The following is a 24152-nucleotide window of genomic DNA, read 5'->3' as shown; positions in this document are numbered from 1 at the left end:
GAGCTTTCGTATGAGTAAAAAAGCCGTTCGTGTCGCGGTGACCGGCGCTGCCGGGCAAATTGGTTACGCCTTGCTGTTTCGCATTGCATCCGGCGAAATGCTGGGCAAGGACCAGCCGGTGATCCTGCAGCTGCTGGAAATCCCCGATGAGAAGGCACAGAAGGCTTTGCAGGGCGTGATCATGGAGCTGCAGGACTGCGCCTTCCCGCTGCTGGAGGACATCGTGGCCACGGGCGATCCCGAGGTGGCCTTCAAGGACGCCGACTACGCCCTGCTGGTGGGCGCCCGCCCGCGCGGCCCCGGCATGGAGCGCGCCGACTTGCTGGCCGCCAACGCCCAGATCTTCACCGCCCAGGGCAAGGCCCTGAACAAGGTGGCCAGCCGCGACGTGAAGGTGCTGGTGGTGGGCAACCCGGCCAACACCAATGCCTACATCGCCATGAAGAGCGCGCCCGACCTGCCGCGCGAGAACTTCACCGCCATGCTGCGCCTGGACCACAACCGCGCGGCCAGCCAGATCGCCGCCAAGACCGGCGGCAAGGTCGGCGAGATCGAAAAGCTCACCGTCTGGGGCAACCACTCGCCCACCATGTACGCGGACTACCGCTTTGCCACCATCGGCGGCAAGTCCGTCAAGGACACCATCAACGACCAGGAATGGAACGCCAACGTGTTCCTGCCCACCGTGGGCAAGCGCGGCGCTGCCATCATCGAGGCGCGCGGCCTGTCCTCGGCCGCATCGGCCGCCAACGCCGCCATCGACCACATGCGCGACTGGGCGCTGGGCTCCAAGGGCCAGTGGGTCACCATGGGCGTGCCCTCCAACGGCGAATACGGCATCCCCAAGGATGTGATCTTCGGCTTCCCCGTGACCACCGAGAACGGCAAGTACAAGATCGTCGAAGGCCTGGAGATCGACGCCTTCAGCCAGGAGCGCCTGGACAAGACCCTGGCCGAGCTGCAGGGCGAGCAAGACGGCGTCAAGCACCTGCTGTAAGCGCCTGCCGCTGACGACAAGGCACTGGCCTGCATCGCACCCCGCCCGCACACCCCGCCGCACACACCCGTCGCATGAAGCCCTGGGATCCCGCGCTGTACCGCAGCTTCGAGCAGGAGCGCACGCGCCCGGCCGCAGAGCTGCTGGCGCGGGTGCCGTTGGCCCAGGCGCGCAGCGTGGTCGATCTGGGCTGCGGGCCGGGCAACTCCACTGAGCTGCTGCTGCAGCGCTTTGGGCAGGCCCGTCTGCTGGGCCTGGACAACAGCGCCCAGATGCTGTCCAGTGCGCGGGCGCGCCTGCCCCAGGAGCGCTTTGCCAACGTGCAATTCGCTCAAGGCGACATCGCCACCTGGGCGCCGGACGAGCCGCCCGAGCTGATTTTCGCCAACGCCAGCCTGCACTGGGTGCCCGAGCATGCGCGCCTGCTGCCGCGCCTGTTCGCCGCCTTGGCGCCCGGTGGCGTGCTGGCCGTGCAAATGCCCGACAACCTGGCCGAGCCCTCGCATCAGGCCATGTGCGAGCTGGCGGCGCAGGCGCCCTGGCAGGCCATCATCGGCCAGCCCGAAGCGGCGCGCACGCCGTTGCTGACGGCGGCCGGCTACTACGATCTGCTGGCCCCACAGGCCCAGAGCGTGGACGTGTGGCACACCATCTACCAGCATCCGATGGCCTCGCCTGCGGCCATCGTCCAATGGCTGCAAGGCAGTGGCCTGCGCCCCTTCGTCCAGGCGCTGCCTGCCGACTTGCGCGCCAGCTACCTGAGCGCCTACGAGCAGCGCATCGCAAAGCTGTACCCAGCGCGCAGCGATGGCACGCGTCTGCTGGCCTATCCCCGTCTCTTTCTCGTGGCAAGGCGCCCGTCATGACCCTCAGCCCCAGCCAAGCATCCCCGCGCCAGCTCTTGCTGGGCGCCCAGGCCGCCAGCCATGTGCTGCCCGTGTGCGACCACTACAGCGGCGTGGAGGCGCGCATGCGCAAAAGCCTGCAGCTGCAGGCCGAGATGGCCCAGGAGTTTGGCGCCTGCGTGTTCGACGTGACGCTGGACTGCGAGGATGGCGCACCCGTGGGCGGCGAGCGCGAGCACGCCGCCTTGGTGGTGGAGTTGCTGCAGGGCGCCGCCCCCGGCATGCGGGTTGCGGCGCGCGTGCATGCCGTCGATCACCCCAGCTTTGCCGAGGACGTGGCCCAGATCGTCGGCCAGGCGCACCAGCGCCTGTGCCATGTGATGGTGCCCAAGGTCGAGAGCCTGCAGGACGTGCAGCGCGCCGTGGCCCAGGTCGATGCGGTTGGCGGCACGGCGCTGCCGCTGCATGTGCTGATCGAGTCGCCGCTGGCGGTGCACAACGCGTTCGAGATTGCCGCGCATCCGCGCGTGCAGTCGCTCAGCTTCGGGCTGATGGATTTTGTGTCGGCCCACGGCGGGGCCATTGGCGCCGATGCCATGGGTGCGAGCGGGCAGTTCCGCCACCCGATGGTGCTGCGCGCCAAGCTGGACATGGCCGCCGCCTGCCACGCGCACGGCAAGACGCCTTCGCACTGCGTCGTGACCGAGTTCTCCGATGCGCAGGCCATGGCCCAGGCCGCACGCCAGGCCAGCGGCGAGCTGAGCTACACGCGCATGTGGAGCATCCACCCGGCGCAGATCCGCCCGATCCTGCAGGCATTTGCGCCCGATGCGGCCGAAATCGAAGCCGCATGCCAGATCATTGAAGCGGCCCAGGCGGCGCAATGGGCGCCCATCAGCCACCAGGGCGTGCTGCATGATCGCGCCAGCTACCGCTATTACTGGCAGGTGCTGGAGCGCGCCTGGCGCACTGGCCAGCCATTGCCGCACGCGGTGCGTGCCTGGCTGGCGGCCTGATGTCTGTGCAGGGGCTTTGTCTTGTTTTTCCGCAGTTGGCTTCGAATACGTTCCAATACGGCCCATGGCGCGGTGCGCGTGAACTTTGCGGGCAGATGGCACGGTGATTGCGCAGCCCTTTCTTCAACTCACCCCAACGATTGAACCACCATGCGAGTGTTATCGAAACTCCCCGTACTGGCCTTGGCCGCATGCGCCTTGGCGGGCTGTGACAAGGGCACGCTGCCGTTCTTGGGCAAGGGCAATGGCGCGGCCATGCCCGTGGCCCAGGCCGCTGGCCAGCAGGACCGCGCCATCGCCGATCCCCCGGCGCCTGCGCCAGGGCAATTCGGCAAGGCCCCGGCCGCCCAGCAGGCGGCGCAGCAACCCCAGCCCGCACCGCTGACCGGGATCGACTACGTCATCAGCCGGGTCAAGCGCGGCGACTTCCTCTGCGCAGGCGCCGTGACGATCAACGTCAGCGATGCGGCCGACAACCCGCGCGAGTTCGTCATCAAGAGCAAAGGCTTTGAGTTCCGCATGGTGCCTGTGGTCACCGCCAGCGGCGCAGTGCGGCTGGAAAACGAGGCCAAAGGCGTCATCTGGCTGCAGGTGGCCAACCGCGCCATGCTGATGAACCAGAAAAAAGGCCAGCGCATGGCCGCTGAGTGTCTGGCCAAGACCTGATGCCTGGCTGCATGCGCAGCCATGGCCAAAAAAATCCAAAACACCCCCAAGACGAAACCAATCAATAGCCCCAGGAGAAAAAAACATGCTCACTGAGTACCGCCAACACGCCGCCGAGCGCGCCGCGCTCGGCATCCCGCCGCTGCCGCTGGACGCCAAGCAGACCGCCGAGCTGATCGAGCTCATCAAGAACCCGCCTGCCGGCGAGGAAGACTTCCTGATGGAGCTGCTCACGCACCGCGTGCCGCCGGGCGTGGACGATGCGGCCAAGGTCAAGGCATCTTTTCTGGCCGCCGTGGCGCATGGCGACGTGCAGGTTGGCCTAATCTCCAAGGCCAAGGCCACCGAGCTGCTGGGCACCATGGTGGGCGGCTACAACGTGCACCCGCTGATCGAGCTGCTGGACGACGCCGACGTGGCCGATGTGGCCGCCGAGGCGCTGAAGAAGACGCTCTTGATGTTCGACTTCTTCAACGACGTGGCCGAAAAAGCCAAGGCCGGCAACGCCAAGGCCAAGGAAGTCATGCAAAGCTGGGCCGATGCCGAGTGGTTCACCAGCCGCCCCAAGGTGCCCGAGAAGATCACCGTCACCGTCTTCAAGGTGCCGGGCGAGACCAACACCGACGATCTCTCCCCCGCCCCCGACGCCTGGAGCCGCCCGGACATCCCGCTGCACTACCTGGCCATGCTGAAGAACACCCGTCCCGACGCGGCCTTCAAGCCCGAAGAAGACGGCAAGCGCGGCCCGATCCAGTACATCGAGGATCTGAAGAAGAAAGGCCACCTGGTCGCCTACGTCGGCGACGTGGTGGGCACCGGTTCCAGCCGGAAGTCGGCCACCAACAGCGTGATCTGGGCCACCGGGCAGGACATCCCCTATGTGCCGAACAAGCGCTTCGGCGGTGTCACGCTGGGCGGCAAGATCGCCCCGATCTTCTTCAACACGCAGGAAGACTCCGGCTCGCTTCCGATCGAGGTCGATGTCTCGAAGATGGAGATGGGCGATGTCATCGACATCTTCCCCTATGAAGGCCGCATCGAGAAGGATGGCGAAAAGATCGCCGATTTCGAGCTGAAGAGCCAGGTGCTGCTGGACGAAGTGCAGGCCGGCGGCCGCATCAACCTGATCATCGGCCGTTCGCTGACCGCCAAGGCCCGCGAGGCCCTGGGTCTGCCCGCCTCCACCGAATTCCGCCTGCCGAAGGCGCCGGTCGACACCGGCAAGGGCTTCACGCTGGCGCAGAAAATGGTTGGCCGCGCCTGCGGCCTGCCCGAAGGCCAGGGCATCCGCCCCGGCACCTACTGCGAGCCGCGCATGACCACCGTGGGCAGCCAGGACACCACCGGCCCCATGACGCGCGACGAACTCAAAGACCTGGCCTGCCTGGGCTTTAGCGCCGACATGGTGATGCAGTCCTTCTGCCACACCGCTGCCTATCCCAAGCCTGTGGACGTGAAAACCCACCGCGAGCTGCCCGCCTTCATCAGCAACCGCGGCGGCGTGGCCCTGCGCCCGGGCGATGGCGTGATCCACTCCTGGCTCAACCGCCTGCTGCTACCCGACACCGTGGGCACGGGCGGCGACAGCCACACGCGCTTCCCGATCGGCATCAGCTTCCCCGCAGGCTCCGGCCTGGTTGCCTTTGGCGCCGCCACCGGCGTGATGCCGCTGGACATGCCCGAGAGCGTGCTGGTGCGCTTCAAGGGCGAGCTGCAACCGGGCGTCACCCTGCGTGACCTGGTGCACGCCATCCCGCTGTACGCCATCAAGGCCGGGCTGCTCACGGTGGCCAAGGCTGGCAAGAAAAACATCTTCTCCGGCCGCATCCTGGAGATCGAGGGCCTGCCCGACCTGAAGGTCGAACAAGCCTTTGAACTCTCCGACGCCAGCGCCGAGCGCTCGGCCGCTGGCTGCACCATCAAGCTCAACAAAGAGCCGATCATCGAGTACCTGACCTCCAACATCGTGCTCATGAAAAACATGATCGCCGATGGCTACGAGGACGCCAAAACCCTGGCGCGCCGCATCGAGAAAGTGGAGCAATGGCTGGCCAAGCCCGAGCTGCTGGAGGCCGACGCCGACGCCGAATACGCCGCCGTGATCGAGATCGACATGAACGAGATCAAGGAGCCCATCGTCTGCTGCCCCAACGACCCGGACGACGCCAAGTTCCTCTCCGAAGTGGCCGGCGAGAAGATCGACGAAGCCTTCATCGGCTCGTGCATGACCAACATCGGCCACTTCCGCGCCGCGGCCAAGCTGCTGGGCGGCCAGCGCGACATCCCCGTCAAGCTGTGGGTGGCCCCGCCCACCAAGATGGACCAGAACGAGCTCATCAAGGAAGGCCACTACGCCGCCTTCGGCACCGCTGGCGCGCGCACCGAAATGCCCGGCTGCTCGCTGTGCATGGGCAACCAGGCGCAGGTGCGCGAGGGCGCGACGGTGATCTCCACCAGCACGCGCAACTTCCCCAACCGCCTGGGCAAGAACACCAACGTCTATCTGGGCAGCGCCGAGCTGGCGGCCATCGCCTCGCGCCTGGGCTACCTGCCCACGCCCGAGGAATACCTCAAGGAAATGGGCGTGATCGACGCCGACAAGGCCAGCGTGTACCGCTACATGAACTTCGACCAAATCCCCGAGTACGCGGAAGTGGCTGAAGGCGTGAAGAACGCGCTGGAGCAGCACCCTTGAGCTGAGTGCGCGCTGAGGCCTTGATGCCCAGCAATGAGTAAAACGGCACCGCGTTTGCGGTGCCGTTTTTTTGCGCCGCTGGCATGAGCAGGGTGCAGCTCTTGCCGGAGGCAGACCCCGGGGATTGGAGTTTGCCCTGCCCAGAATTTGAAATGGCTGCGGATGCTTGCTTGTACACTCGGCGGGTTACGAATTGTTTGACCCTGCCGTCCTTTGGAAAGCCCATGAGTACTTCTGAATTCAAGTCACACAGTATTTCCGACTGGGAAAAAGCCGCCAACAAGACCGCGCCCGGTGGCGATTGGCAGAACCTGAACTGGACCACGCCCGATGGCATCGTCGTCAAGCCGCTGTACACGGCCGAGGACACCAAGGACTTGCCCTACACGAACACGCTGCCCGGGCTGGAGCCGTTCATCCGCGGGCCGCAGGCCACCATGTACGCCGGCCGCCCCTGGACGATTCGCCAGTACGCGGGCTTTTCCACGGCGGAAGAATCCAACGCCTTCTACAAAAAGGCGCTGGCCGCAGGCGGGCAGGGCGTTTCGGTGGCGTTCGATCTGGCCACACACCGCGGCTACGACTCCGACCACCCGCGTGTGACGGGCGACGTGGGCAAGGCCGGGGTGGCCATCGATTCGGTCGAGGACATGAAAATCCTGTTCGACGGCATTCCGCTGGACAAGGTGTCGGTCTCCATGACCATGAATGGCGCGGTGCTGCCGATTCTGGCCGGCTACGTGGTAGCGGCCGAGGAGCAAGGCGTTTCGCAGGACAAGCTGGCGGGCACGATCCAGAACGACATCCTCAAAGAATTCATGGTGCGCAACACCTACATCTACCCGCCCAAGCCGTCGATGCGCATCATTGGCGACATCATCGAGTACACGGCGCAGAACATGCCCAAGTTCAACTCGATCTCCATCTCCGGCTACCACATACAGGAGGCGGGCGCCAACCAATCGCTGGAGCTGGCTTTCACACTGGCCGACGGCAAGGAGTATGTCAAGACCGCGCTGGCCAAGGGCATGGACGTGGACGCCTTTGCCGGCCGCCTGTCCTTCTTCTGGGCGGTGGGCATGAACTTCTACCTGGAAATCGCCAAGATGCGCGCCGCGCGCCTGCTGTGGTGCCGCATCATGAAGGAGTTCAACCCCAAGAACCCCAAGAGCCTGATGCTGCGCACGCACAGCCAGACCTCGGGCTGGTCGCTCACTGAGCAAGACCCCTACAACAACGTGGTGCGCACCACCATCGAGGCCATGGCGGCCGTGTTCGGCGGCACGCAAAGCCTGCACACCAACGCGCTGGACGAGGCCATTGCCCTGCCCACGGAATTCTCCGCCCGCATTGCGCGCAACACCCAGCTCATCATTCAGGAGGAGACGCACATTACCAGCGTGGTCGACCCTTGGGCGGGCAGCTACCTGATGGAAAAGCTCACGCAGGACATGGCCGATGCCGCCTGGGCCATCATCGAGGAAGTCGAGCAAATGGGTGGCATGACGCAAGCGGTCGATTCCGGCTGGGCCAAGCTCAAGATCGAGGCCGCCGCCGCGGAAAAACAAGCGCGCATCGACAGCGGCAAGGACGTGATCGTCGGCGTCAACAAATACAAGCTGGCCAAGGAAGACCCGGTCGAAATCCTGGAAATCGACAACATGAAAGTGCGCGATGGCCAGATCGCGCGGCTGAAAAAAATCCGCGAAACCCGCGACAGCGCCGCCGTGCAGGCCGCGCTGGATGCGCTGACCGCCGCGGCCGAGAGCGGCCAGGGCAACTTGCTGGATTTGTCCATCAAGGCCATCCGCCTGCGCGCTACGGTGGGCGAGGTCTCTGACGCGCTGGAAAAAGTCTTTGGGCGCCACCGCGCCGATACGCAAAAGGTCACTGGTGTGTACGCTGCCGCTTACGACTCGGCCGAAGGCTGGGAAAAACTCAAGCAGGAAATCAACCAATTTGCCGAGGAGCAAGGCCGCCGCCCGCGCGTGATGATCGCCAAGCTCGGCCAGGACGGGCACGACCGCGGCGCCAAGGTGGTGGCCACGGCCTTTGCCGACCTGGGCTACGACGTGGACATGGGCCCGCTGTTCCAAACCCCCGAGGAGTGCGCGCGCCAGGCCATTGAAAACGACGTGCACGCCGTGGGCGTCTCCACCCTGGCAGCAGGCCACAAAACCCTGGTGCCCGCCATCATTGCCGAGCTGAAAAAGCAGGGCGCGGACGACATCATCGTCTTCGTCGGCGGCGTGATCCCGGCGCAGGACTACGACTTCCTATTCGAGGCTGGCGTCAAGGGCGTGTACGGCCCGGGCACCCCCATCCCGGCCAGCGCCAAGGATGTGCTGGAGCAGATCAGGAAAGCAGTTGCCCTTGAGGGTTGAAGTAGCTCTCGTGATACAGTAATACGGCAATTGATCTTTTGGGAGTTGCATCATGGCCGTATCTGTTCGCATGGAACCGCTGCTGGAAAAAGAGCTGGAGCTGGCCGCTCAGCGCAAAGGCATCACCAAGTCGCAATTCATCATCGACGCGGTAGAGCGTGCGCTGGGGCGCAAGGACCCGTACCAGCTTTTTCTCAAGGTGAAGGCTGAGTCTGCGCAGGATCCTGACGCGCAAAGACTGGCCCAGGCTTTCGTGGCTGAGCCTAGCGTGCCCTACGACACCGAGGCCGCACGCGCCGCGTTGATCGCCAAGCTGAAAGCCAAGCATGGCATCAGCCTTGATTGACGCCAGCGCCCTGGTGGCCATGTTCGGCCCGGGCCAGCCGCACGGCGAGCGCTACCGCGACCTGCTGGAGCTCGCCGGTCTGGAGCGCTGGGTGCTCTCCACCACTTGGCCTTGCGTAGTGGAAGCCAGCTATCTGCTGGCGCCGCCGCAGCGCTTTGACATGCTCAACTGGCTGGGCGAGGGGGCGGTCTCGGTCTTCCCATTCGGCCAGGAGGCATTGCTGGATTTTGTGCCGCTGATGCGGCGCTACACCGAGCGCCCCCGCACCGAGATGGACCTGGCCGATGCGTCGCTTTACTGGCTGGCGGCCGACACGGGCATCACCCGCATCATGACGCTGGACAAGCGCGATTTTTCACGCTATCGGCTGCCCGATGGACGGGCGTTCGAGATTTTGTGAGGCATCTGCCATGCGCACTCCTTTGGCACGAGAAGAGAACTTTGACATGCAAGAAATTCGAGGCGCTCAATATGCCGTTGCGCCGCCAATCACCGCATGGCTGCGTTGGGAGGCACTCACGGGCCTGTTGCTGGCGCTCGGGCTCTATGCCCATATGGACTTTGCCTGGGGCAAGTTTGCCCTGTACTTTTTGCTTCCGGATGTGGCCTTGCTGGCTTACCTCTTCTGCAATGCGCATTACGCGGCCTGGCTCTATAACCTGACCCACAACACCATAGGCGCTGCGCTGCTGGGGGTGATGGCGTTGGCTTGGAATATGCCCGTGCTCTTGCAAGCCAGCCTGATCTGGTTTGCTCATGCCTGCTTTGACCGAGCATTGGGCTACGGCCTGAAATACGGGCTAGGCTTTCATGTGACGCACTTGGGTGTCATCGGCTTGCGCGGCTTGGGGAAAAAGCGGGCTCAAGAGGAGCGGGCATGATGAATACCCTCATGCAGGATCACATCCTGCACGGCAACGCCGCGCAGCAACGCCGCGCCATGGCCAAGGCCATCACGCTGCTGGAATCGACCCGCGCTGACCACCGCGCGCAGGGCGATGAGCTGCTCACGCAACTGCTGCCGCACACCGGCAAAGCCTTGCGCCTGGGCATCAGCGGCGTGCCGGGCGTGGGCAAGTCCACCTTCATCGAGGCCCTGGGCATTCACCTGATTGAGCAAGGCCACCGCGTGGCGGTGCTCAGTATCGATCCGTCCTCCAGCGTCTCGGGCGGCTCCATCCTGGGCGACAAGACGCGCATGGAAAAGCTCTCCGTCAACGAAAACGCCTACATCCGCCCCAGCCCCAGCGGCGGCAACCTGGGCGGCGTGGCAGAAAAAACCCGCGAGGCCATGCTGGTGTGCGAGGCTGCGGGCTACGACGTGGTGATTGTGGAAACCGTCGGCGTGGGCCAAAGCGAAACCGCCGCCTGGGGCATGACCGACATGTTCGTGCTGCTGCAACTGCCCAACGCGGGCGACGATCTTCAGGCCATCAAAAAAGGCGTGATGGAAATGGCCGACCTGGTGGTCATCAACAAGGCCGACATCGACCCCAAAGCAGCCACGCGGGCGCAGGCGCAAATCACTTCATCGCTGCGGCTGTTGGGCATGCACGGCACGGCCGAGCAGCACGATGGGCGGCACTGGTCGCCCAAGGTGATCCAGATCAGCGCCTTGCTGGGCCAGGGGGTGGAGAACTTCTGGGCCACAGTGAGCGAATACCGCCAGCTGCAGACCGACAATGGCGAGCTGGCACAGCGCCGCCAGCGCCAGAACATGGCCTGGATGTGGGAGCGCATCGACGCCGGCCTCAAGCTCGCCTTCCGCCAACACGAGGCTGTGCGCCAGCGCCTGCCGCAGCTGCAGCAGCAAGTGCTGGGCGGTCAGTTGGCGGCCTCCACAGCGGCGCGCCAGCTGCTCGACGCCTATGGCGCTGCCTCGACCGCCACCGTGGCCAAGGCCGCAGACAACACCTCAGACAGCGCGGGCGCTGATCGCCCGGCCTCTTCATAGCGCCGCACACTGCCATGGCAGTGTGTGCAAACCGTAGACAATGCGCGGTTGCCGCCCTGGGGGCTCCAGCCGCAAGCCATTCGATCGACCCAAAGGAAGACCATGCAAGACATCGTTGAAAAACTCAAAGAAAAACGCGCCCAGGCCCGCATGGGCGGCGGGCAAAAGCGCATCGATGCGCAGCACGCCAAGGGCAAGCTGACTGCGCGCGAGCGCATCGAGCTGCTGCTCGACGAAGGCACGTTTGAAGAATGGGACATGTTCGTCGAGCACCGCTGCTCCGACTTTGGCATGCAGGACACCAAAATCCCCGGAGACGGCGTCGTTACTGGCTACGGCATGATCAACGGCCGCCTGGTGTTCGTCTTCAGCCAGGACTTCACCGTCTTTGGCGGCGCGCTCTCCGAGGCCCATGCCGAGAAAATCGTCAAGATCATGCAGCAAGCCATGAAGGTCGGCGCCCCCGTCATCGGTCTGAACGACTCGGGCGGCGCGCGCATCCAGGAAGGCGTGGCCTCGCTGGGCGGCTATGCCGACGTGTTCCAGCAAAACGTGCTGGCCTCGGGCGTTGTGCCGCAAATCAGCGTCATCATGGGCCCTTGCGCTGGCGGTGCGGTGTATTCGCCGGCCATGACCGACTTCATCTTCATGGTCAAGGATTCGAGCTACATGTTCGTCACCGGCCCAGATGTGGTCAAAACCGTCACCCACGAAGAAGTCACCGCCGAAGAGCTTGGCGGCGCGCTCACCCACAGCAGCAAGAGCGGCGTGGCCGACATGGCCTTCGAAAACGACGTCGAAGCCCTGATGATGGTGCGCCGGCTCTACAACTACCTGCCGCTGTCCAATCGCGAAAAACCGCCCGTGCGCCCCACCAGCGACCCGGCCGACCGCATGGACTACAGCCTCGACACCCTGGTGCCCGCCAACCCCAACCTGCCCTACGACATCAAGGAGCTCATCCTCAAAGTCGTGGACAACGACGACTTCTTCGAGCTGCAACCGGACTACGCCAAGAACATCGTCATCGGCCTGGCGCGCATGAATGGCCAGACCGTGGGTATTGTTGCCAACCAGCCGCTGGTGCTGGCCGGCTGCCTGGACATCAAGAGCAGCATCAAGGCCGGGCGCTTCGTGCGCTTTTGCGATGCCTTCAACATCCCCATCGTCACCTTCGTGGACGTGCCCGGCTTCATGCCCGGCACCGCGCAGGAATACGGCGGCATCATCAAGCACGGCGCCAAGCTGCTTTTTGCCTACGCCGAGGCTACTGTGCCCAAGATCACCGTCATCACCCGCAAAGCCTATGGCGGTGCGTACGACGTGATGGCCTCCAAGCACCTGCGCGGCGACGTCAACCTGGCCTGGCCCAACGCTGAAATCGCCGTCATGGGCGCCAAGGGCGCGGTGGAAATCATCTTCCGCCAAGACAAGAACGACCCGGAAAAACTCGCCGCCCGCGAAGCCGAATACAAAGCCCGCTTTGCCAACCCCTTCGTTGCAGGCGCGCGCGGCTTCATCGACGACGTCATCCACCCGCACGAAACCCGCAAGCGCATCTGCCGCAGCCTGACCATGCTCAAGGACAAGCAGCTGGACAACCCCTGGCGCAAGCACGACAACATCCCGCTGTAATTGCAGCCGCTTTTGCCCATGCCCAAAGCCGCCAGCGCCGATCAGGTCACGAAACTGACCGACATTCCCAACGTCGGCCTGTCGATCGCGGCTGACCTGCGCGGCCTGGGCATTGCCACGCCAGACGACGTGCGCCGCATGAACCCGCTGGCCGCTTACGAGGCTCTGTGCGCCTCCACGACCCAACGCCATGACCCTTGCGTGCTCGATGTGTTCATGGCCGCACACGACTTCATGAACGGTGGCCGCGCCCAACCCTGGTGGGCCTTCACGCCGCAGCGCAAGGCGTTGCTGGCACAAACTCGGCGAGGCGATGCGTGAAAACCATCCGAAGCCAGCTGTTGCACTGCCGAATGCTTTGGTGGTCGAGGCGAGCGGCTTGCGAGTGGCTTTTCTTAAAAGCTCTTATTTGAATGATTGAGTGTAATAATTGACCTTAACGGTTCATATTTGATGTGTTGAATGTTGTCTCTCGTGCCCCCCGAATCCGTCTGCCAAGTGCTGGGCGAGCGCCTGCGCGCGCTGCGGCTGGCGCGCAACATCTCGCAGCAGGAGCTGGCTGCGATGGCAGGCGCTTCGCTGTCGTCCATCCGGCGGCTGGAGGCTTCGGGCCAGGCCTCGCTGGAGCTGCTGGTGCGCGTGGCGCAGGCTTTGCAGGTGGCGCAGGAGCTCGATGCCTTGTTCGTGCATGTGCCGCAAACCATCGCCCAGGCCGAGCAGCAGGCCGCCGCCGCCCAGCGCCAGCGCGCCAGCAAGCGCGTGCGGGGCGCATCCGGTGCATCCGGTGCATCTGGCGGAGCGGGTGCATGAACCTGAGCCTGTCGCCCATCACGCGCCTGAACGTCTTTTATGGCGGCTGGGGCGAGCGCTGGCTGGCCGGGCAATTGGCGCAGGTGGGTGGCCGCCTGCTGTTCGAGTATTCGCGCGAGGCCATTGAGCGCGGGCGCGAGTTCTCGCCCCTGCACGCGCCTCTGCCGCGCGCGGGCGCTGCGCCTGCGGCCTTGATCGGGCCGGCCCATGCGCATGGCTTGCCCGGCTTCATTGCCGATGCCCTGCCCGACGGCTGGGGCATGCTGCTGATGGACCGCGCCCTGCGCCGCCAGGGGCGCGATCCGCGCGCCGTCTCCGTGCTGGAGCGCCTGGCCATGCTGGGGGATTCGGCCGTGGGCGCATGGTCTTTCGAGCCGGCGCAGCCCTTGGCCGAGCCCTTGCCCGCAGGCATCAGCCTGGCCGCGCTGGCGCGCGACGTGCAAAGCCTGCTGGCCAGCGTGGAAGAAGGGCCGGATGCCACGCCCGAGGCCCAGTTGCAGCGCCTGCTGCTGGTGGGCGGCTCGCCCCAGGGCGCACGCCCCAAGGCCTTGCTGCGTTGGATGCCAGAGGCAGCGCGTTTCATGGCCGACACGCCTGTCACGTCCGATGCGTCAGCCGCCCAGGCCCAGGGCGAACCCTGGCTGGTCAAATTCCCGGCCCAGGGCGAGCACAGCGAAGTCTGCGCCATGGAAACCCTGTACGCCCGCCTGGCCCGCGCCGGCGGCATGGACATGCCCGAGCCGCGCCACTTTGCTCTGTCTGGCGGCCACGCCGCCTTTGGCGTGCGGCGCTTCGACCGCCTGCGCCTGCCCGGCAGCGGCGCTGAAGTGCGCGTGCCCATGCTCAGCCTGGCCGCCGCGCTGCACGCCGACCACCGCCTGCCTGCGCTGGACTACAGCACCGTGCTGCTGGCTACCGCGCGCCTGACGGGCGATTACCGCGAAACCCTCAAGGCGTTCGAGCGCTGCGTGTTCAACGTGCTCACCCACAACCGCGACGACCACGCCAAGAACTTTGCCTACCTGATGGACGCCGATGGCCGCTGGCGCCTCTCGCCCGCGTTCGACATGACGTTCAGCCACGGCCCCGGCGCCGAGCACAGCACCAGCGTAGCCGGCGAAGGCCGCACCCCCGGCCGCCGCCAGCTGCTGCAAGTGGCGCGCCAAGGCGGCATCAAGCCCAAGGACGCCGAGCGCGTCATTGAGCACTGGCTGCAAGCCCTGCAACCGGCGCCTGATCTTTTGCAGGACTTACCCATCTGCGCCACGACGATGCAGCAGATGCGCGCAGCCTTGACGCCGGTGTGGCAGGCGGTGCAGGGCAGTGCTTGAGTTTGAGTAGAAAAGGACGGACAACACACATGGCAATACCCGATACCCCTACGATCAAGCAAGCCCTGCTGACCGCGCTGGCTGACGGGCAAGAACACCGCATGTCTGATGTGGTGTCTGCACTGGAGCAGGCGCTGGCTTTGACGGCAGAAGACACAAGCGCCCGCTATGCCAGCAGTGGGGAGCTCAAATTTCCCAACATGGTTTGGTGGGCGCGCTATTACCTGAAGCAAGAGGGTTTGCTGGATTCACCCAAACGCGGTGTGGTGCAAATTACTCCTAAGGGAAAAGCCGCGCTCAGTGCCGGGCAGCCCCTTGCGCCACCCAATCAACAGCAGCAACAAGACCCGCAAGAGGCGCTTGAAACCGTAATCGCGCAACTGACTGAACGCTTGCGTGCGGATGTGCTGGAGCGTGTCAAGCAAATGCAGCCGCAGCACTTTGAACGCCTGGTGGTCGATGTGCTGCTGGCCATGGGCTACGGCTTTGACGAATCCTCTGGCCGCGTCACGCCCTATAGCCGCGACGGCGGTGTGGATGGCCTGGTGCATGAAGACAAGCTGGGCCTGAGCAGCATCTACATTCAGGCCAAGCGTTACACCGCACAAAGTGTGGGCCGTCCCGAAGTGCAACAATTCCTGGGCGCCTTGACGGGTGCAGGCGCCAACAAGGGCGTATTCATCACCAGCGCTGAGTTTTCGCGCGATGCGCGTGATTTTGTTACTCGGTTGCAAAACCAGAAAGTGGCCTTGATCGACGGCGCGCAGTTGGCACGTTTGATGGTGGAGCACGGCGTGGGTGTGTCCACAGTCAAGACGCTGGCCATTCAACATGTAGACAGTGATTACTTCGACACAGGCTGGGACAAAGCCTGACGGAATGAAAACATCAAAAGGAAACCACTATGTTCAAAAAAATCCCCATTGCCAACTGCGGCGAAATCGCGGTTTCGCCAAACTGCCAGGTGCGCGCAGCGCAAGCAGGCGATTTCGCCGCTTCGGTGTCGGTTATTAGCTGAAAGGCCCGTTGAATATGTTCAAGAAAATTTTGATTGCCAACCGCGGCGAAATCGCCTGCCGCGTCATTGCCACGGCCAAGAAAATGGGCATTGCCACCGTGGCCGTGTATTCCGACGCCGACAAGGAGGCGCGCTTTGTGCAAATGGCCGACGAGGCCGTGCGCCTGGGGCCGCCGCCTTCGCGCGAGTCCTACCTGCTGGGCGACAAGATCATTGAGGCGGCCAAGGCCACTGGGGCCGAGGCCATCCACCCCGGCTATGGCTTTTTGAGCGAGAACGAGGAGTTCGCGCGCAAGGTGGAGGAAAACGGCATCGCCTTCATCGGCCCCAAGCACGAGGCCATTGCCGCCATGGGCGACAAGATCGCCTCCAAGAAGCTGGCCGAGCAGGCCAAGGTCAACACCATCCCCGGCTACAACGACCCGATCGAATCGGCCGAAAAGGCCGTGGAGATCGCCAAGGGCATTGGCTATCCCGTCATGATCAAGGCCAGCGCCGGCGGCGGCGGCAAGGGCTTGCGCGTGGCCTTCAACGACAAGGAGGCGCTGGAGGGCTTCGAGTCCTGCCGCAACGAGGCGCGCAACTCCTTTGGCGATGACCGCGTGTTCATCGAGAAATTCGTTGAGCAGCCGCGCCACATCGAAATCCAGGTGCTGGGCGATGCGCACGGCAACGTGGTCTATCTGCATGAGCGCGAGTGCTCCATCCAGCGCCGCCACCAGAAGGTGATCGAGGAAGCGCCTTCGCCCTTCATCAGCGCCGAAACCCGCAAGGCCATGGGCGAGCAGGCCGTGGCGCTGGCCAAGGCCGTGAAGTATCAGAGTGCGGGCACGGTGGAGTTCGTGGTCGGCAAGAACCAGGACTTTTACTTCCTGGAGATGAACACCCGCTTGCAGGTGGAGCACCCGGTGACCGAGTGCATCACCGGGCTGGATCTGGTGGAGCAAATGATCCGCGTGGCCGCCGGTGAAAAACTCGCTTTCACCCAGGCCGACGTGAAGCTGGAGGGCTGGGCCATCGAGTGCCGCATCAACGCCGAGGATCCGTTTCGCAACTTCCTGCCCTCCACCGGGCGGCTGGTGCGATTTGCCCCGCCCGAGCAAAACCTGCAGCAGGGCCAGGCCAGCACGGACTTGGGCGTGCGTGTGGACACGGGCGTGTACGAGGGCGGCGAAATCCCGATGTACTACGACTCCATGATTGCCAAGCTCATCGTGCACGGCAAGGATCGCGCGGACGCCATCGCCCGCATGCGCGAGGCGCTCAACGGTTTTGTCATCCGCGGCATCAGCAGCAATATCCCGTTTCAGGCGGCGCTGCTCTCGCACCCGGATTTCGTCTCGGGCAACTTCAACACCGGCTTCATCGCCCAGCACTACCCCGAGGGCTTTCGCGCCGAGGACGTGCACCACGATGAGCCCCAATTCCTGCAGGCGCTGGCGGTGTGGACGACGCTGCGCTTTCGCGACCGCGCCAGCCGCATCTCCGGCCAGTTCGCCGGCCAGGAAGTGCGCGTGGGCAAGGAGTTCGTCGTCATCGAGCTCGATGCGCGCCAGGGCCAGCACACCTATGCCGATGCGCTGGTCGAGCAGTACGAGCACGAGCAGGCCGACAAGGCCGTGGTCGTGATCGGCGGCAAACGCTACGAGCTGCAGGCGCAGACTGCGCTGGGCCACCAGGTGGCGGTGCAGGGCACGGTCAACGGCCAGCCCTTCACGGCGCAGATCGAGCGCGGCGTGGGCAAGAGCCCGCTGGCGCTGCGCATCAGCCACAACGGGCGCCAGATCGAGGCCATGGTGCTGACCACGCGCCGCGCCGAGCTGTTTCGCCTCATGCCCTTCAAGGCGCCGCCCGATCTGTCCAAGTTCCTGCTCTCGCCCATGCCGGGCCTGCTGGTCAATGTCGAAGTGCAGCCTGGCCAGAAGGTGCAGGCCGGCGAGCGCCTGGCGGTGATCGAGGCCATGAAGATGGAGAACGTGCTGTTTGCCGCGCAGGACGGCGTGGTCAGCAAGGTTGTCGCCAGCAAGGGCGAGTCCCTGGCTGTGGACCAGGTGATCCTCGAATTCGAGTGATGCACCGCTGACCTGCATGGGCATGCGCCATGGCTTGCGCACCAGGCCATGGCGCAGCGCCCAGCGCCCTGTGCCCTGCGGCTGTGCCCGGGGCCCATTGCCTGCCTGGGGGGGAAGAATCGCCATGAACATGAACTATGTGCACATCGTCGCCTTGCTGGCCATCGCCCAGTTTTTGGCTTTTGGCGTTCTGGTGGGCCGTATGCGCGAAAAGTACGGCGTCAAGGCGCCGGCCATGACCGGGCATGAGATGTTCGAGCGCGCGCTGCGCGTGCAGATGAACACGCTGGAGCAGCTGGTGTGCTTTCTGCCCGCGCTGCTGATTGCCAGCCTGTACTGGCCCAATGCCGTGATCGCCGGCATTGGCGTGGTCTACCTGGCAGGGCGGCTGCTGTACTGCCGCCAGTACCTGGCCGATCCGGCCAGCCGCGCGCCTGGCTTTTTGCTCAGCGTCATCCCCAACATGGCGCTGCTGCTGGCGGCGCTGGCCGGGGCGCTGTTGCGCCAGCCAGCGTGATTGGTGGGGGCTGCGCCGATGGCCATTGGCCCGCGCTTTGGCATGAAGTGCGACCCATCTGGCGCGCAGACCCGTGCCGGCGCGGCCCAGGCAAAGAACAATCGGGCCGGGCTGCAGGCCGCAGGCACAGACGCCCCCTGAATGCAGCACCAGGCATTGCAACGCACACCAAAGGCTGCGCCCCGCCGCGGCGCGGCCATGAGAAAAAGGACGGAGATGGAAAACTACACCACACCACTTGAGGCCCCCGCCGCGCAGTTCGATGGCGGCCAGCCGCTGGTCTTTCACACGCCGCGCAGCAAAAAAGTGCCGGCCGATGCCAAGCCCCAGCGCTGGAGCGTGGAGGCCGTCCAGCAACTGCTGGATTTGCCGTTCATGGACTTGCTCTACCAGGCCCAGACCGTGCACCGCCAGCACTGGCCCAAGGGCGATGTGGAGCTGGCCACGCTGCTGTCGGTCAAGACCGGCGGCTGCCCCGAGAACTGCGGCTACTGCCCGCAATCGGCCGAGTACGACACGGGCGTGAAGGCGCAGAAGCTCATGGCTGTGGACGAAGTGCGCGCCGCCGCCCAGGCCGCCAAGGACGCGGGCGCGACCCGCTTTTGCATGGGCGCGGCCTGGCGCGCGCCCAAGGACCGCGACATCGAAAAAGTCGTCGAGCTCATTGCCGCCGTCAAAGGCCTGGGCATGGAAACCTGCGCCACCATGGGCATGCTCCAGCCGCACCAGGCCAAGGCCCTGCGCGCCGCCGGGCTGGACTACTACAACCACAACCTTGACACCGCGCCCGAGTACTACGAATCGGTGGTCGATACCCGCAACTACCAGGATCGCCTCGACACCCTGCAGGCCGTGCGCGATGCGGGCATCAGCGTCTGCTGCGGCGGCATCATCGGCATGGGCGAAGCGCCCGTGCACCGCGCCGGGCTGATCGCGCAGCTGGCCAACCTCGATCCGTATCCTGAATCCGTGCCCATCAACAGCCTCGTGCCCGTGCCCGGCACGCCGCTGGCCGATTCCGAGCCCGTCGATCCACTGGACTTCGTGCGCATCATCGCCGTGGCCCGCATCACCATGCCCAAGGCGCGCGTGCGCCTCTCGGCTGGCCGCCAGCAACTGGGCGAGGCCGTGCAGGCCCTGTGCTTTCTGGCCGGGGCCAACTCCATCTTCTACGGCGACAAGCTGCTGGTCACCGGCAACCCCGAGGCCGGCGACGACGCCCGCCTGCTGGCCAAGCTGGGCATCAACGGCCGCCACACCCAGGTCGAGGACGAGCGCCACGCCCACAGCCACGCCCATCTGAACATCCAGCAGGGCGCAGCCCGCTGACGCCAAGGCTTTCAAGGAGAAAAAACACATGAGCACCCAAGCAACACGCCCCTTCAAGGTGCTGGGCATCCAGCAAATCGCCATCGGCGCGCTGAGCAAGGACAAACTGCGCCAGCTGTGGGTTGACGCCCTGGGGCTGCAAGTGACCGGCCACTTCCGCAGCGAGCGCGAGAACGTCGACGAAGACATCCTCAGCATGGGCCAGGGCCCCTACAAGGTCGAGGTCGATCTGATGCAGCCCATCGACCCCGAAGGCAAACCGGCCGTGCACGCCACGCCGCTCAACCACGTGGGCCTGTGGATCGACGACCTGCCCAAGGCCGTCGAATGGCTCAGCAGCCAGGGCGTGCGCTTTGCCCCTGGCGGCATCCGCAAGGGCGCAGCCGGCCACGACATCTGCTTTCTGCACCCCAAGGCCAACGACGAATTCCCCATCTCGGGCGAAGGCGTGCTGATCGAACTGGTGCAGGCCCCGCCGGAGGTGATTGCGGCGTTGGGGTGATGGGCGCTTGTACCTGGCCTCGTGTGCCCTGATGAGTCTCTCTGTTTAAACGAAAGAAAGGGACCTGCCGTGAGCCTGAACTGCATCGCCCGCATCGTCGCGCTGCTGGCAGCCAGCTTGGCCTTTTCGCCCTGGGCGCAGGCCGAGGAGCCGAAGTTGGACTTTGCCGCCATCCAGGCCGAAGCGCAGAAAGGGGTTGCGCATTCGCAGTACGTTTTGGGATTGATGTATGGCTTAGGCCGAGGCGTGCGCCGGGACGATGCCCGTGCAGTGGAGTGGTTCCGCAGAGCCGCGCAGCAGGGGGAGGCGAATGCGCAATTCAGCCTGGGGGTGATGTATGACATCGGCGTGGGCGTGCGTCAGGACGATACCCAAGCAGTGGAGTGGTTCCGCAAAGCGGCGCAGCAGGGGCACGCGGGCGCGCAATTCAGTTTAGGGATGAGTTTCTACTTAGGCCAAGGCGTGCGCCAGGACTACGCCAAGGCCGCGGAGTGGTTCCTCAAGTCGGCGCAGCAAGGAAATTCAGGCGCACGGTTTTTCCTGGGGCGGATGTACGAGCACGGTCGTGGAGTTGGGCAAAACACCGCTACAGCCAAAGAATGGTACGGCCAAGCCTGTGACAGCGGCGATCAAGATGGCTGCGACGAATACGCCCGTTTGAACAAGGCAGGGTTTTGAGCACCATCAGATGAAGCAACGGTGCTTTTTTTGAGCGCACAGAAAGAGCGAGCGGATTGGGGCCGTTGCAAGGGCGAGGGTGTGCCACTGGTTGGTGTGTGTTTTTTAGTGCCGCCACAGGCTTTTGGAAAGGAATGAGATGACACGCATTCTGGAATCGTTCTGGCGCGCCCTGGTCGATAGCTTTCGGCCGCGCATCATCGCCTTGTCGCTGCTGCCGCTGGGGCTGATTATTGCCGCCAGCCTGTTGCTGGGCTATCTGTACTGGGACAGCGCCACCGCTGCCATGGCTACTTGGATGGAGGGCAGCAGCATCTGGGGCTGGTTCGATGCGCGGCTGGTCGAGCTGGGCTTTGCCAATGCCACGGCGTTTTTTGCCCAGCTGCTGGTGGTGATGCTGGTCACGCCGCTGCTGATCGTGCTCAGCCTGCTGCTGGTGAGCCTGTTCATGACGCCGATGATGGCCAAGGATGTGGCCGGGCGGCGCTTTCCGGGGCTGGAGCGGCGCGGCGGCAACCAGTTCTTTCAGAGCCTGGGCTGGTCGCTGCTGTCCACCGCCATGGCCTGCATGGCGCTGCTGGCCACGCTGGTGCTGTGGCTGATCCCGCCGCTGGCGCTGGTGCTGCCGCCGCTGATCTGGGGCTGGCTGGCCTATCGCATCCTGAGCTTCGATGCGCTGGCGCAGTACGCCAGCCCTGCCGAGCGGCGCCAGATCATGGCCCGGCACCGCTGGCCGCTGCTGCTCATCGGCGTGCTGTGCGGCTTTCTCAGCGCTGCGCCCAGCGTGCTCTGGGCCTCGGGCCTGATCTTTGCCGTGGCCTTCGTGGTGCTGATCCCGCTGGCCGTCTGGCTGTTCACCTGGGTGTTTGCGCTGACCTCGCTGTGGTATGCGCATTACTGCCTGGAGGTCTTGGCCGCGCAGCGCGGCCCGCTGGCGATGGTGCCGCCGGCCCCGCCCGCCACGGCGCTGCCCCGCCCTGCGCCGCCCCAGCCGACTCAACCACCTGCCACCCCGGCGCTGCCATCTGCTGGCGACGTGGGCGATGCCGCCCCTGGCGCGACGCCCGATGCCGCTGCTGACGGGGCGCGCAGCGCGGGCCCTGCGCCTGCGCCCGTGGCTGGCGCTGCGGCCCCTGGCCCTTCAGCCAGCGCCCAGCCCGATGCCGGGGCTGGGCCTGCCCAGCAAGCCGTGCAGGGCGCGACAGGCGCAGCGGACGTTGCGGGTGCGGCGGCCACGCCAGCGCCACTGCCGCCCACGCCAGCGCCACCACGGGCCAGCGCCGCTGCGCAACCCATTGCGCAGGAGCCCGGTCAGCCCGCCGCCGGGCCAGGGCCGCAGCCAGGCCCGACCAGCGCCGCGCCATCTGCCTGAAAGCCCGCCCGGCGCCGCTGGGCAGGGCGCGCAGCTATGGTATGGTTTGCGCCGGCCTGCACACGCAGGCCGTTTTGCCGCCGCCCGCACGGGAGGCCCTGGGGCTGGTGGCGAATTGATCTGTTCTGGAGCGTGTGATGCACTTTGCGCGGGGGCGCAAAGTGCATCACACGCTCTAAGCCCCGACGAGAACAAAGCAAAGAGAGGTTGGCCATGCACCCAAGGAACCGAACCATCGCCCCATCATCTTCGAGCGCCCCCGCAGGCCGCAGGCTGGGAGCCGGCATGGCCAGCGCGCTGCTGGCCGGCCTGCTGGCGGCGTGCAGCAGCACGCCCTTGCCGCCGTGGGAGCAGGGCCAGGCTGTGCAGGCCGGCCAGGTGCACCGCCTGCCGCCTGGTCAGGCGATGCCCATGGGCGTGCAGGGCGAGGCGGCAGCGCCCTACAGTCCGGCCGTGGCGGCGCGCTTTGCCGAGCCGGCCGTGCGCTATGCCACGCCGGGCCTGCAGCAAGGGCGCGAGCAGTTCACCAGCAATGAGGAAATCCAGACCTTCCTGGGCCAGCTGGCGGCCCGGCCCGTGGCCGGCGTTGCTGCGCAGCCGCTGGTGATTGGCCGCTCGCAGGCCGGCGCGCCCATCCATGCGCTGCTGCTGGGCAAGGGCGTGACGCTGGATCCGGCGGGCTTTGCGCGCTCGGGCAAGCCCACGGTGCTGCTCATCGGCCAGCAGCATGGCAATGAGCCGGCCGCGGGCGAGGCCCTGCTGGTGGCCGCTGAGCAGTTGCTCAATGGGCAATGGGCCTCGGCGCTGAACCAGCTCAACGTCATCATCGTGCCGCGCGCCAACCCCGATGGCGCGCTGGCGGGCCGGCGCGCGCTGGGCAACGACATCGACCTCAACCGCGACCATTTGCTGCTGCGCACGCCCGAGGCGCGCGCGCTGGCGCAGCTGGTGCGCGATTACCGGCCGCTGGTCATCGTCGACAGCCACGAGTTCAGCGTCATGGGGCGCGTGCAGCAGAAGTTCCAGCTCGTGCAGGCCTACGACGCCATGCTGCAGTACGCCAATACGCCCAACATCGGCGACTTCACCATCAAGGCGGCCAATGAGTGGTTCGTGCAGCCCATGTTCCAGGAGCTCAAGCGCCACGACCTGCGCGCGCAGTGGTATTTCACGACCTCCAGCGACATGCAGGACCAGTCGCTGGCTATGGGCGGCATCCGCCCGGACACGGGGCGCAACGTCAACGGCCTGAAGAACGCCGTGAGCCTGCTGATCGAGACGCGCGGCGTGGGCATCGGCCGCCACCACATCCAGCGGCGCGTGCACACGCACGTGGTGCTGGTGCGCAAGGTGCTGGAGCAGGCCGCCGTGCGCGCCTCGCACCTGCAGCAGGTCAAGAGCTATGTCGAGCGCGAGGCCGCGTCCTCGGCCTGCAACGGCCAGGTCGTCATCGAGGCGGCGCAGACGCAGGAGCACAAGGAAGTGCTGCTGCTGGATGCGAACACCGGCGCCGACGTGGTGCGCAAGCTGCCCTGGAAATCCTCGCTGCAGCTGCAAAGCACGCGCCAGCGCAACCGCCCCTGCGGCTACCTGCTGGCGCACAGCGAGGGCGATGCCGTGGCCCGGCTGCAAATGCTGGGCGTGAACGTGCTGCGCGTGGCCGAGGCCGGCGACCTGCAGGTCGAGCGCTATCAGGAAACGGCCCGTGAGCAAGGCCAGCGCCAGGACGTGCTCGGCCCCATGGGCAGCGAGGCGCAGATCCTGCGCGTGCAGGTGCAACTGGCGCGCGAGCGCGTCACCGTGCCGGCGGGCAGCTATTACGTGCCCATGGGCCAGCCGCTGGCCAACCTGGCCATTGCCGCGCTGGAGCCCGACACGCAAAACAGCTACTTCGCCAACCGCATCCAGCACGACCTGGGCAGCCTGGTGCGCGTCGTCGAGCCGCCGGCGCTGGTTTTTGAAGAAGTCGAATAAGCCCGGCCTGG

Annotated in this window: 22 protein-coding genes; all 22 read left to right on the top strand. The window is 65.5% G+C overall.

Going from position 1 to position 24152, the window contains the following annotated elements:
* The first annotated feature begins 10 nt into the window (after window positions 1-10).
* The 22 genes from CK625_RS03140 (at window position 11) to CK625_RS03035 (ending at window position 24141) form a co-directional block, all read left to right on the top strand.
* Window positions 11-997 (top strand): malate dehydrogenase, encoded by a 987-nt coding sequence (locus CK625_RS03140; protein WP_095538772.1) that lies wholly within the window; start codon window positions 11-13, stop codon window positions 995-997.
* Between the two features lie 74 nt (window positions 998-1071).
* Window positions 1072-1863 (top strand): trans-aconitate 2-methyltransferase, encoded by a 792-nt coding sequence (tam, locus tag CK625_RS03135; RefSeq protein ID WP_095538771.1) that lies wholly within the window; start codon window positions 1072-1074, stop codon window positions 1861-1863.
* A complete protein-coding gene (locus tag CK625_RS03130; RefSeq protein ID WP_095538770.1) occupies window positions 1860-2858 on the top strand; it encodes an HpcH/HpaI aldolase/citrate lyase family protein in 999 nt (332 codons plus the stop codon). The genes tam and CK625_RS03130 overlap by 4 nt, the downstream gene beginning before the upstream one ends.
* 150 nt (window positions 2859-3008) lie before the next feature.
* Entirely contained in the window at window positions 3009-3524 is a 516-nt protein-coding gene (locus CK625_RS03125; RefSeq protein ID WP_143326159.1) for a hypothetical protein, read from the top strand.
* Between the two features lie 85 nt (window positions 3525-3609).
* Window positions 3610-6219: a bifunctional aconitate hydratase 2/2-methylisocitrate dehydratase gene (gene acnB, locus CK625_RS03120; RefSeq protein WP_095538768.1), complete on the top strand. Its 2610-nt coding sequence runs from the start codon at window positions 3610-3612 to the stop codon at window positions 6217-6219.
* 224 nt (window positions 6220-6443) lie between these two features.
* On the top strand, window positions 6444-8603 hold the full coding sequence (gene scpA / locus CK625_RS03115) for a methylmalonyl-CoA mutase (RefSeq protein ID WP_095538767.1): 2160 nt from the start codon (window positions 6444-6446) through the stop codon (window positions 8601-8603).
* A gap of 52 nt (window positions 8604-8655) precedes the next feature.
* Window positions 8656-8949 carry a hypothetical protein gene (locus tag CK625_RS03110; RefSeq protein ID WP_143326158.1) on the top strand — a complete coding sequence of 98 codons (294 nt, stop codon included), beginning with the start codon at window positions 8656-8658 and terminating at the stop codon, window positions 8947-8949.
* The gene (locus CK625_RS03105; RefSeq protein ID WP_095538765.1) at window positions 8930-9349 is read left to right on the top strand and encodes a type II toxin-antitoxin system VapC family toxin; all 420 of its coding nucleotides are present in this window, start codon (window positions 8930-8932) and stop codon (window positions 9347-9349) included. The genes CK625_RS03110 and CK625_RS03105 overlap by 20 nt, the downstream gene beginning before the upstream one ends.
* A gap of 10 nt (window positions 9350-9359) precedes the next feature.
* Entirely contained in the window at window positions 9360-9830 is a 471-nt protein-coding gene (locus CK625_RS03100) for a DUF4260 domain-containing protein (RefSeq protein ID WP_172425070.1), read from the top strand.
* Complete coding sequence (gene meaB, locus CK625_RS03095) at window positions 9827-10903, top strand: methylmalonyl Co-A mutase-associated GTPase MeaB (RefSeq protein ID WP_095538763.1); 1077 nt, start codon at window positions 9827-9829, stop codon at window positions 10901-10903. Before CK625_RS03100 ends, meaB begins: the two co-directional genes overlap by 4 nt.
* 102 nt (window positions 10904-11005) lie before the next feature.
* Window positions 11006-12538, top strand: coding sequence for an acyl-CoA carboxylase subunit beta (locus CK625_RS03090; RefSeq protein ID WP_095538762.1), 1533 nt, complete (start codon window positions 11006-11008; stop codon window positions 12536-12538).
* An 18-nt stretch (window positions 12539-12556) separates the two neighbouring features.
* On the top strand, window positions 12557-12859 hold the full coding sequence (locus CK625_RS03085) for a helix-hairpin-helix domain-containing protein (RefSeq protein ID WP_095538761.1): 303 nt from the start codon (window positions 12557-12559) through the stop codon (window positions 12857-12859).
* Between the two features lie 153 nt (window positions 12860-13012).
* Window positions 13013-13348 carry a helix-turn-helix domain-containing protein gene (locus CK625_RS03080; RefSeq protein WP_238945470.1) on the top strand — a complete coding sequence of 112 codons (336 nt, stop codon included), beginning with the start codon at window positions 13013-13015 and terminating at the stop codon, window positions 13346-13348.
* Entirely contained in the window at window positions 13345-14679 is a 1335-nt protein-coding gene (locus CK625_RS03075) for a type II toxin-antitoxin system HipA family toxin (RefSeq protein WP_238945469.1), read from the top strand. The genes CK625_RS03080 and CK625_RS03075 overlap by 4 nt, the downstream gene beginning before the upstream one ends.
* A 29-nt stretch (window positions 14680-14708) precedes the next feature.
* Window positions 14709-15554, top strand: a complete 846-nt coding sequence (locus tag CK625_RS03070) for a restriction endonuclease (protein ID WP_095538759.1) — start codon at window positions 14709-14711, stop codon at window positions 15552-15554.
* A gap of 157 nt (window positions 15555-15711) precedes the next feature.
* Entirely contained in the window at window positions 15712-17769 is a 2058-nt protein-coding gene (accC, locus tag CK625_RS03065) for an acetyl-CoA carboxylase biotin carboxylase subunit (RefSeq protein WP_095538758.1), read from the top strand.
* 124 nt (window positions 17770-17893) lie between these two features.
* Window positions 17894-18286, top strand: a complete 393-nt coding sequence (locus CK625_RS03060; RefSeq protein WP_238945468.1) for an MAPEG family protein — start codon at window positions 17894-17896, stop codon at window positions 18284-18286.
* 216 nt (window positions 18287-18502) lie between these two features.
* Complete coding sequence (gene bioB / locus CK625_RS03055; protein WP_095538757.1) at window positions 18503-19615, top strand: biotin synthase BioB; 1113 nt, start codon at window positions 18503-18505, stop codon at window positions 19613-19615.
* Window positions 19616-19643: 28 nt separating this feature from the next.
* Entirely contained in the window at window positions 19644-20117 is a 474-nt protein-coding gene (locus CK625_RS03050; RefSeq protein WP_095538756.1) for a VOC family protein, read from the top strand.
* Between the two features lie 69 nt (window positions 20118-20186).
* The gene (locus tag CK625_RS03045) at window positions 20187-20795 is read left to right on the top strand and encodes a tetratricopeptide repeat protein (protein ID WP_095538755.1); all 609 of its coding nucleotides are present in this window, start codon (window positions 20187-20189) and stop codon (window positions 20793-20795) included.
* Window positions 20796-20934: 139 nt separating this feature from the next.
* Window positions 20935-22167 (top strand): EI24 domain-containing protein, encoded by a 1233-nt coding sequence (locus tag CK625_RS03040; protein WP_095538754.1) that lies wholly within the window; start codon window positions 20935-20937, stop codon window positions 22165-22167.
* 285 nt (window positions 22168-22452) lie between these two features.
* Window positions 22453-24141, top strand: coding sequence for a M14 family metallopeptidase (locus CK625_RS03035; protein WP_238945467.1), 1689 nt, complete (start codon window positions 22453-22455; stop codon window positions 24139-24141).
* Window positions 24142-24152: the final 11 nt, after the last annotated feature.

The organism is Vandammella animalimorsus (assembly GCF_002285265.1).
In the GTDB taxonomy this organism is placed as follows: Bacteria; Pseudomonadota; Gammaproteobacteria; order Burkholderiales; family Burkholderiaceae_C; genus Lampropedia.
Note: the sequence above shows the minus strand (reverse complement) of the source record. Positions and strands in the feature narration are given on the sequence as shown.

Bases quoted from the DNA above. Each gene is read 5' to 3' on its own strand.
- CK625_RS03140 (WP_095538772.1), top strand. From the start codon at position 11: ATGAGTAAAAAAGCCGTTCGTGTCGCGGTGACCGGCGCTGCCGGGCAA.
- tam (WP_095538771.1), top strand. From the start codon at position 1,072: ATGAAGCCCTGGGATCCCGCGCTGTACCGCAGCTTCGAGCAGGAGCGC.
- CK625_RS03130 (WP_095538770.1), top strand. From the start codon at position 1,860: ATGACCCTCAGCCCCAGCCAAGCATCCCCGCGCCAGCTCTTGCTGGGC.
- CK625_RS03125 (WP_143326159.1), top strand. From the start codon at position 3,009: ATGCGAGTGTTATCGAAACTCCCCGTACTGGCCTTGGCCGCATGCGCC.
- acnB (WP_095538768.1), top strand. From the start codon at position 3,610: ATGCTCACTGAGTACCGCCAACACGCCGCCGAGCGCGCCGCGCTCGGC.
- scpA (WP_095538767.1), top strand. From the start codon at position 6,444: ATGAGTACTTCTGAATTCAAGTCACACAGTATTTCCGACTGGGAAAAA.
- CK625_RS03110 (WP_143326158.1), top strand. From the start codon at position 8,656: ATGGCCGTATCTGTTCGCATGGAACCGCTGCTGGAAAAAGAGCTGGAG.
- CK625_RS03105 (WP_095538765.1), top strand. From the start codon at position 8,930: ATGGCATCAGCCTTGATTGACGCCAGCGCCCTGGTGGCCATGTTCGGC.
- CK625_RS03100 (WP_172425070.1), top strand. From the start codon at position 9,360: ATGCGCACTCCTTTGGCACGAGAAGAGAACTTTGACATGCAAGAAATT.
- meaB (WP_095538763.1), top strand. From the start codon at position 9,827: ATGATGAATACCCTCATGCAGGATCACATCCTGCACGGCAACGCCGCG.
- CK625_RS03090 (WP_095538762.1), top strand. From the start codon at position 11,006: ATGCAAGACATCGTTGAAAAACTCAAAGAAAAACGCGCCCAGGCCCGC.
- CK625_RS03085 (WP_095538761.1), top strand. From the start codon at position 12,557: ATGCCCAAAGCCGCCAGCGCCGATCAGGTCACGAAACTGACCGACATT.
- CK625_RS03075 (WP_238945469.1), top strand. From the start codon at position 13,345: ATGAACCTGAGCCTGTCGCCCATCACGCGCCTGAACGTCTTTTATGGC.
- CK625_RS03070 (WP_095538759.1), top strand. From the start codon at position 14,709: ATGGCAATACCCGATACCCCTACGATCAAGCAAGCCCTGCTGACCGCG.
- accC (WP_095538758.1), top strand. From the start codon at position 15,712: ATGTTCAAGAAAATTTTGATTGCCAACCGCGGCGAAATCGCCTGCCGC.
- CK625_RS03060 (WP_238945468.1), top strand. From the start codon at position 17,894: ATGAACATGAACTATGTGCACATCGTCGCCTTGCTGGCCATCGCCCAG.
- bioB (WP_095538757.1), top strand. From the start codon at position 18,503: ATGGAAAACTACACCACACCACTTGAGGCCCCCGCCGCGCAGTTCGAT.
- CK625_RS03050 (WP_095538756.1), top strand. From the start codon at position 19,644: ATGAGCACCCAAGCAACACGCCCCTTCAAGGTGCTGGGCATCCAGCAA.
- CK625_RS03040 (WP_095538754.1), top strand. From the start codon at position 20,935: ATGACACGCATTCTGGAATCGTTCTGGCGCGCCCTGGTCGATAGCTTT.
- CK625_RS03035 (WP_238945467.1), top strand. From the start codon at position 22,453: ATGGCCAGCGCGCTGCTGGCCGGCCTGCTGGCGGCGTGCAGCAGCACG.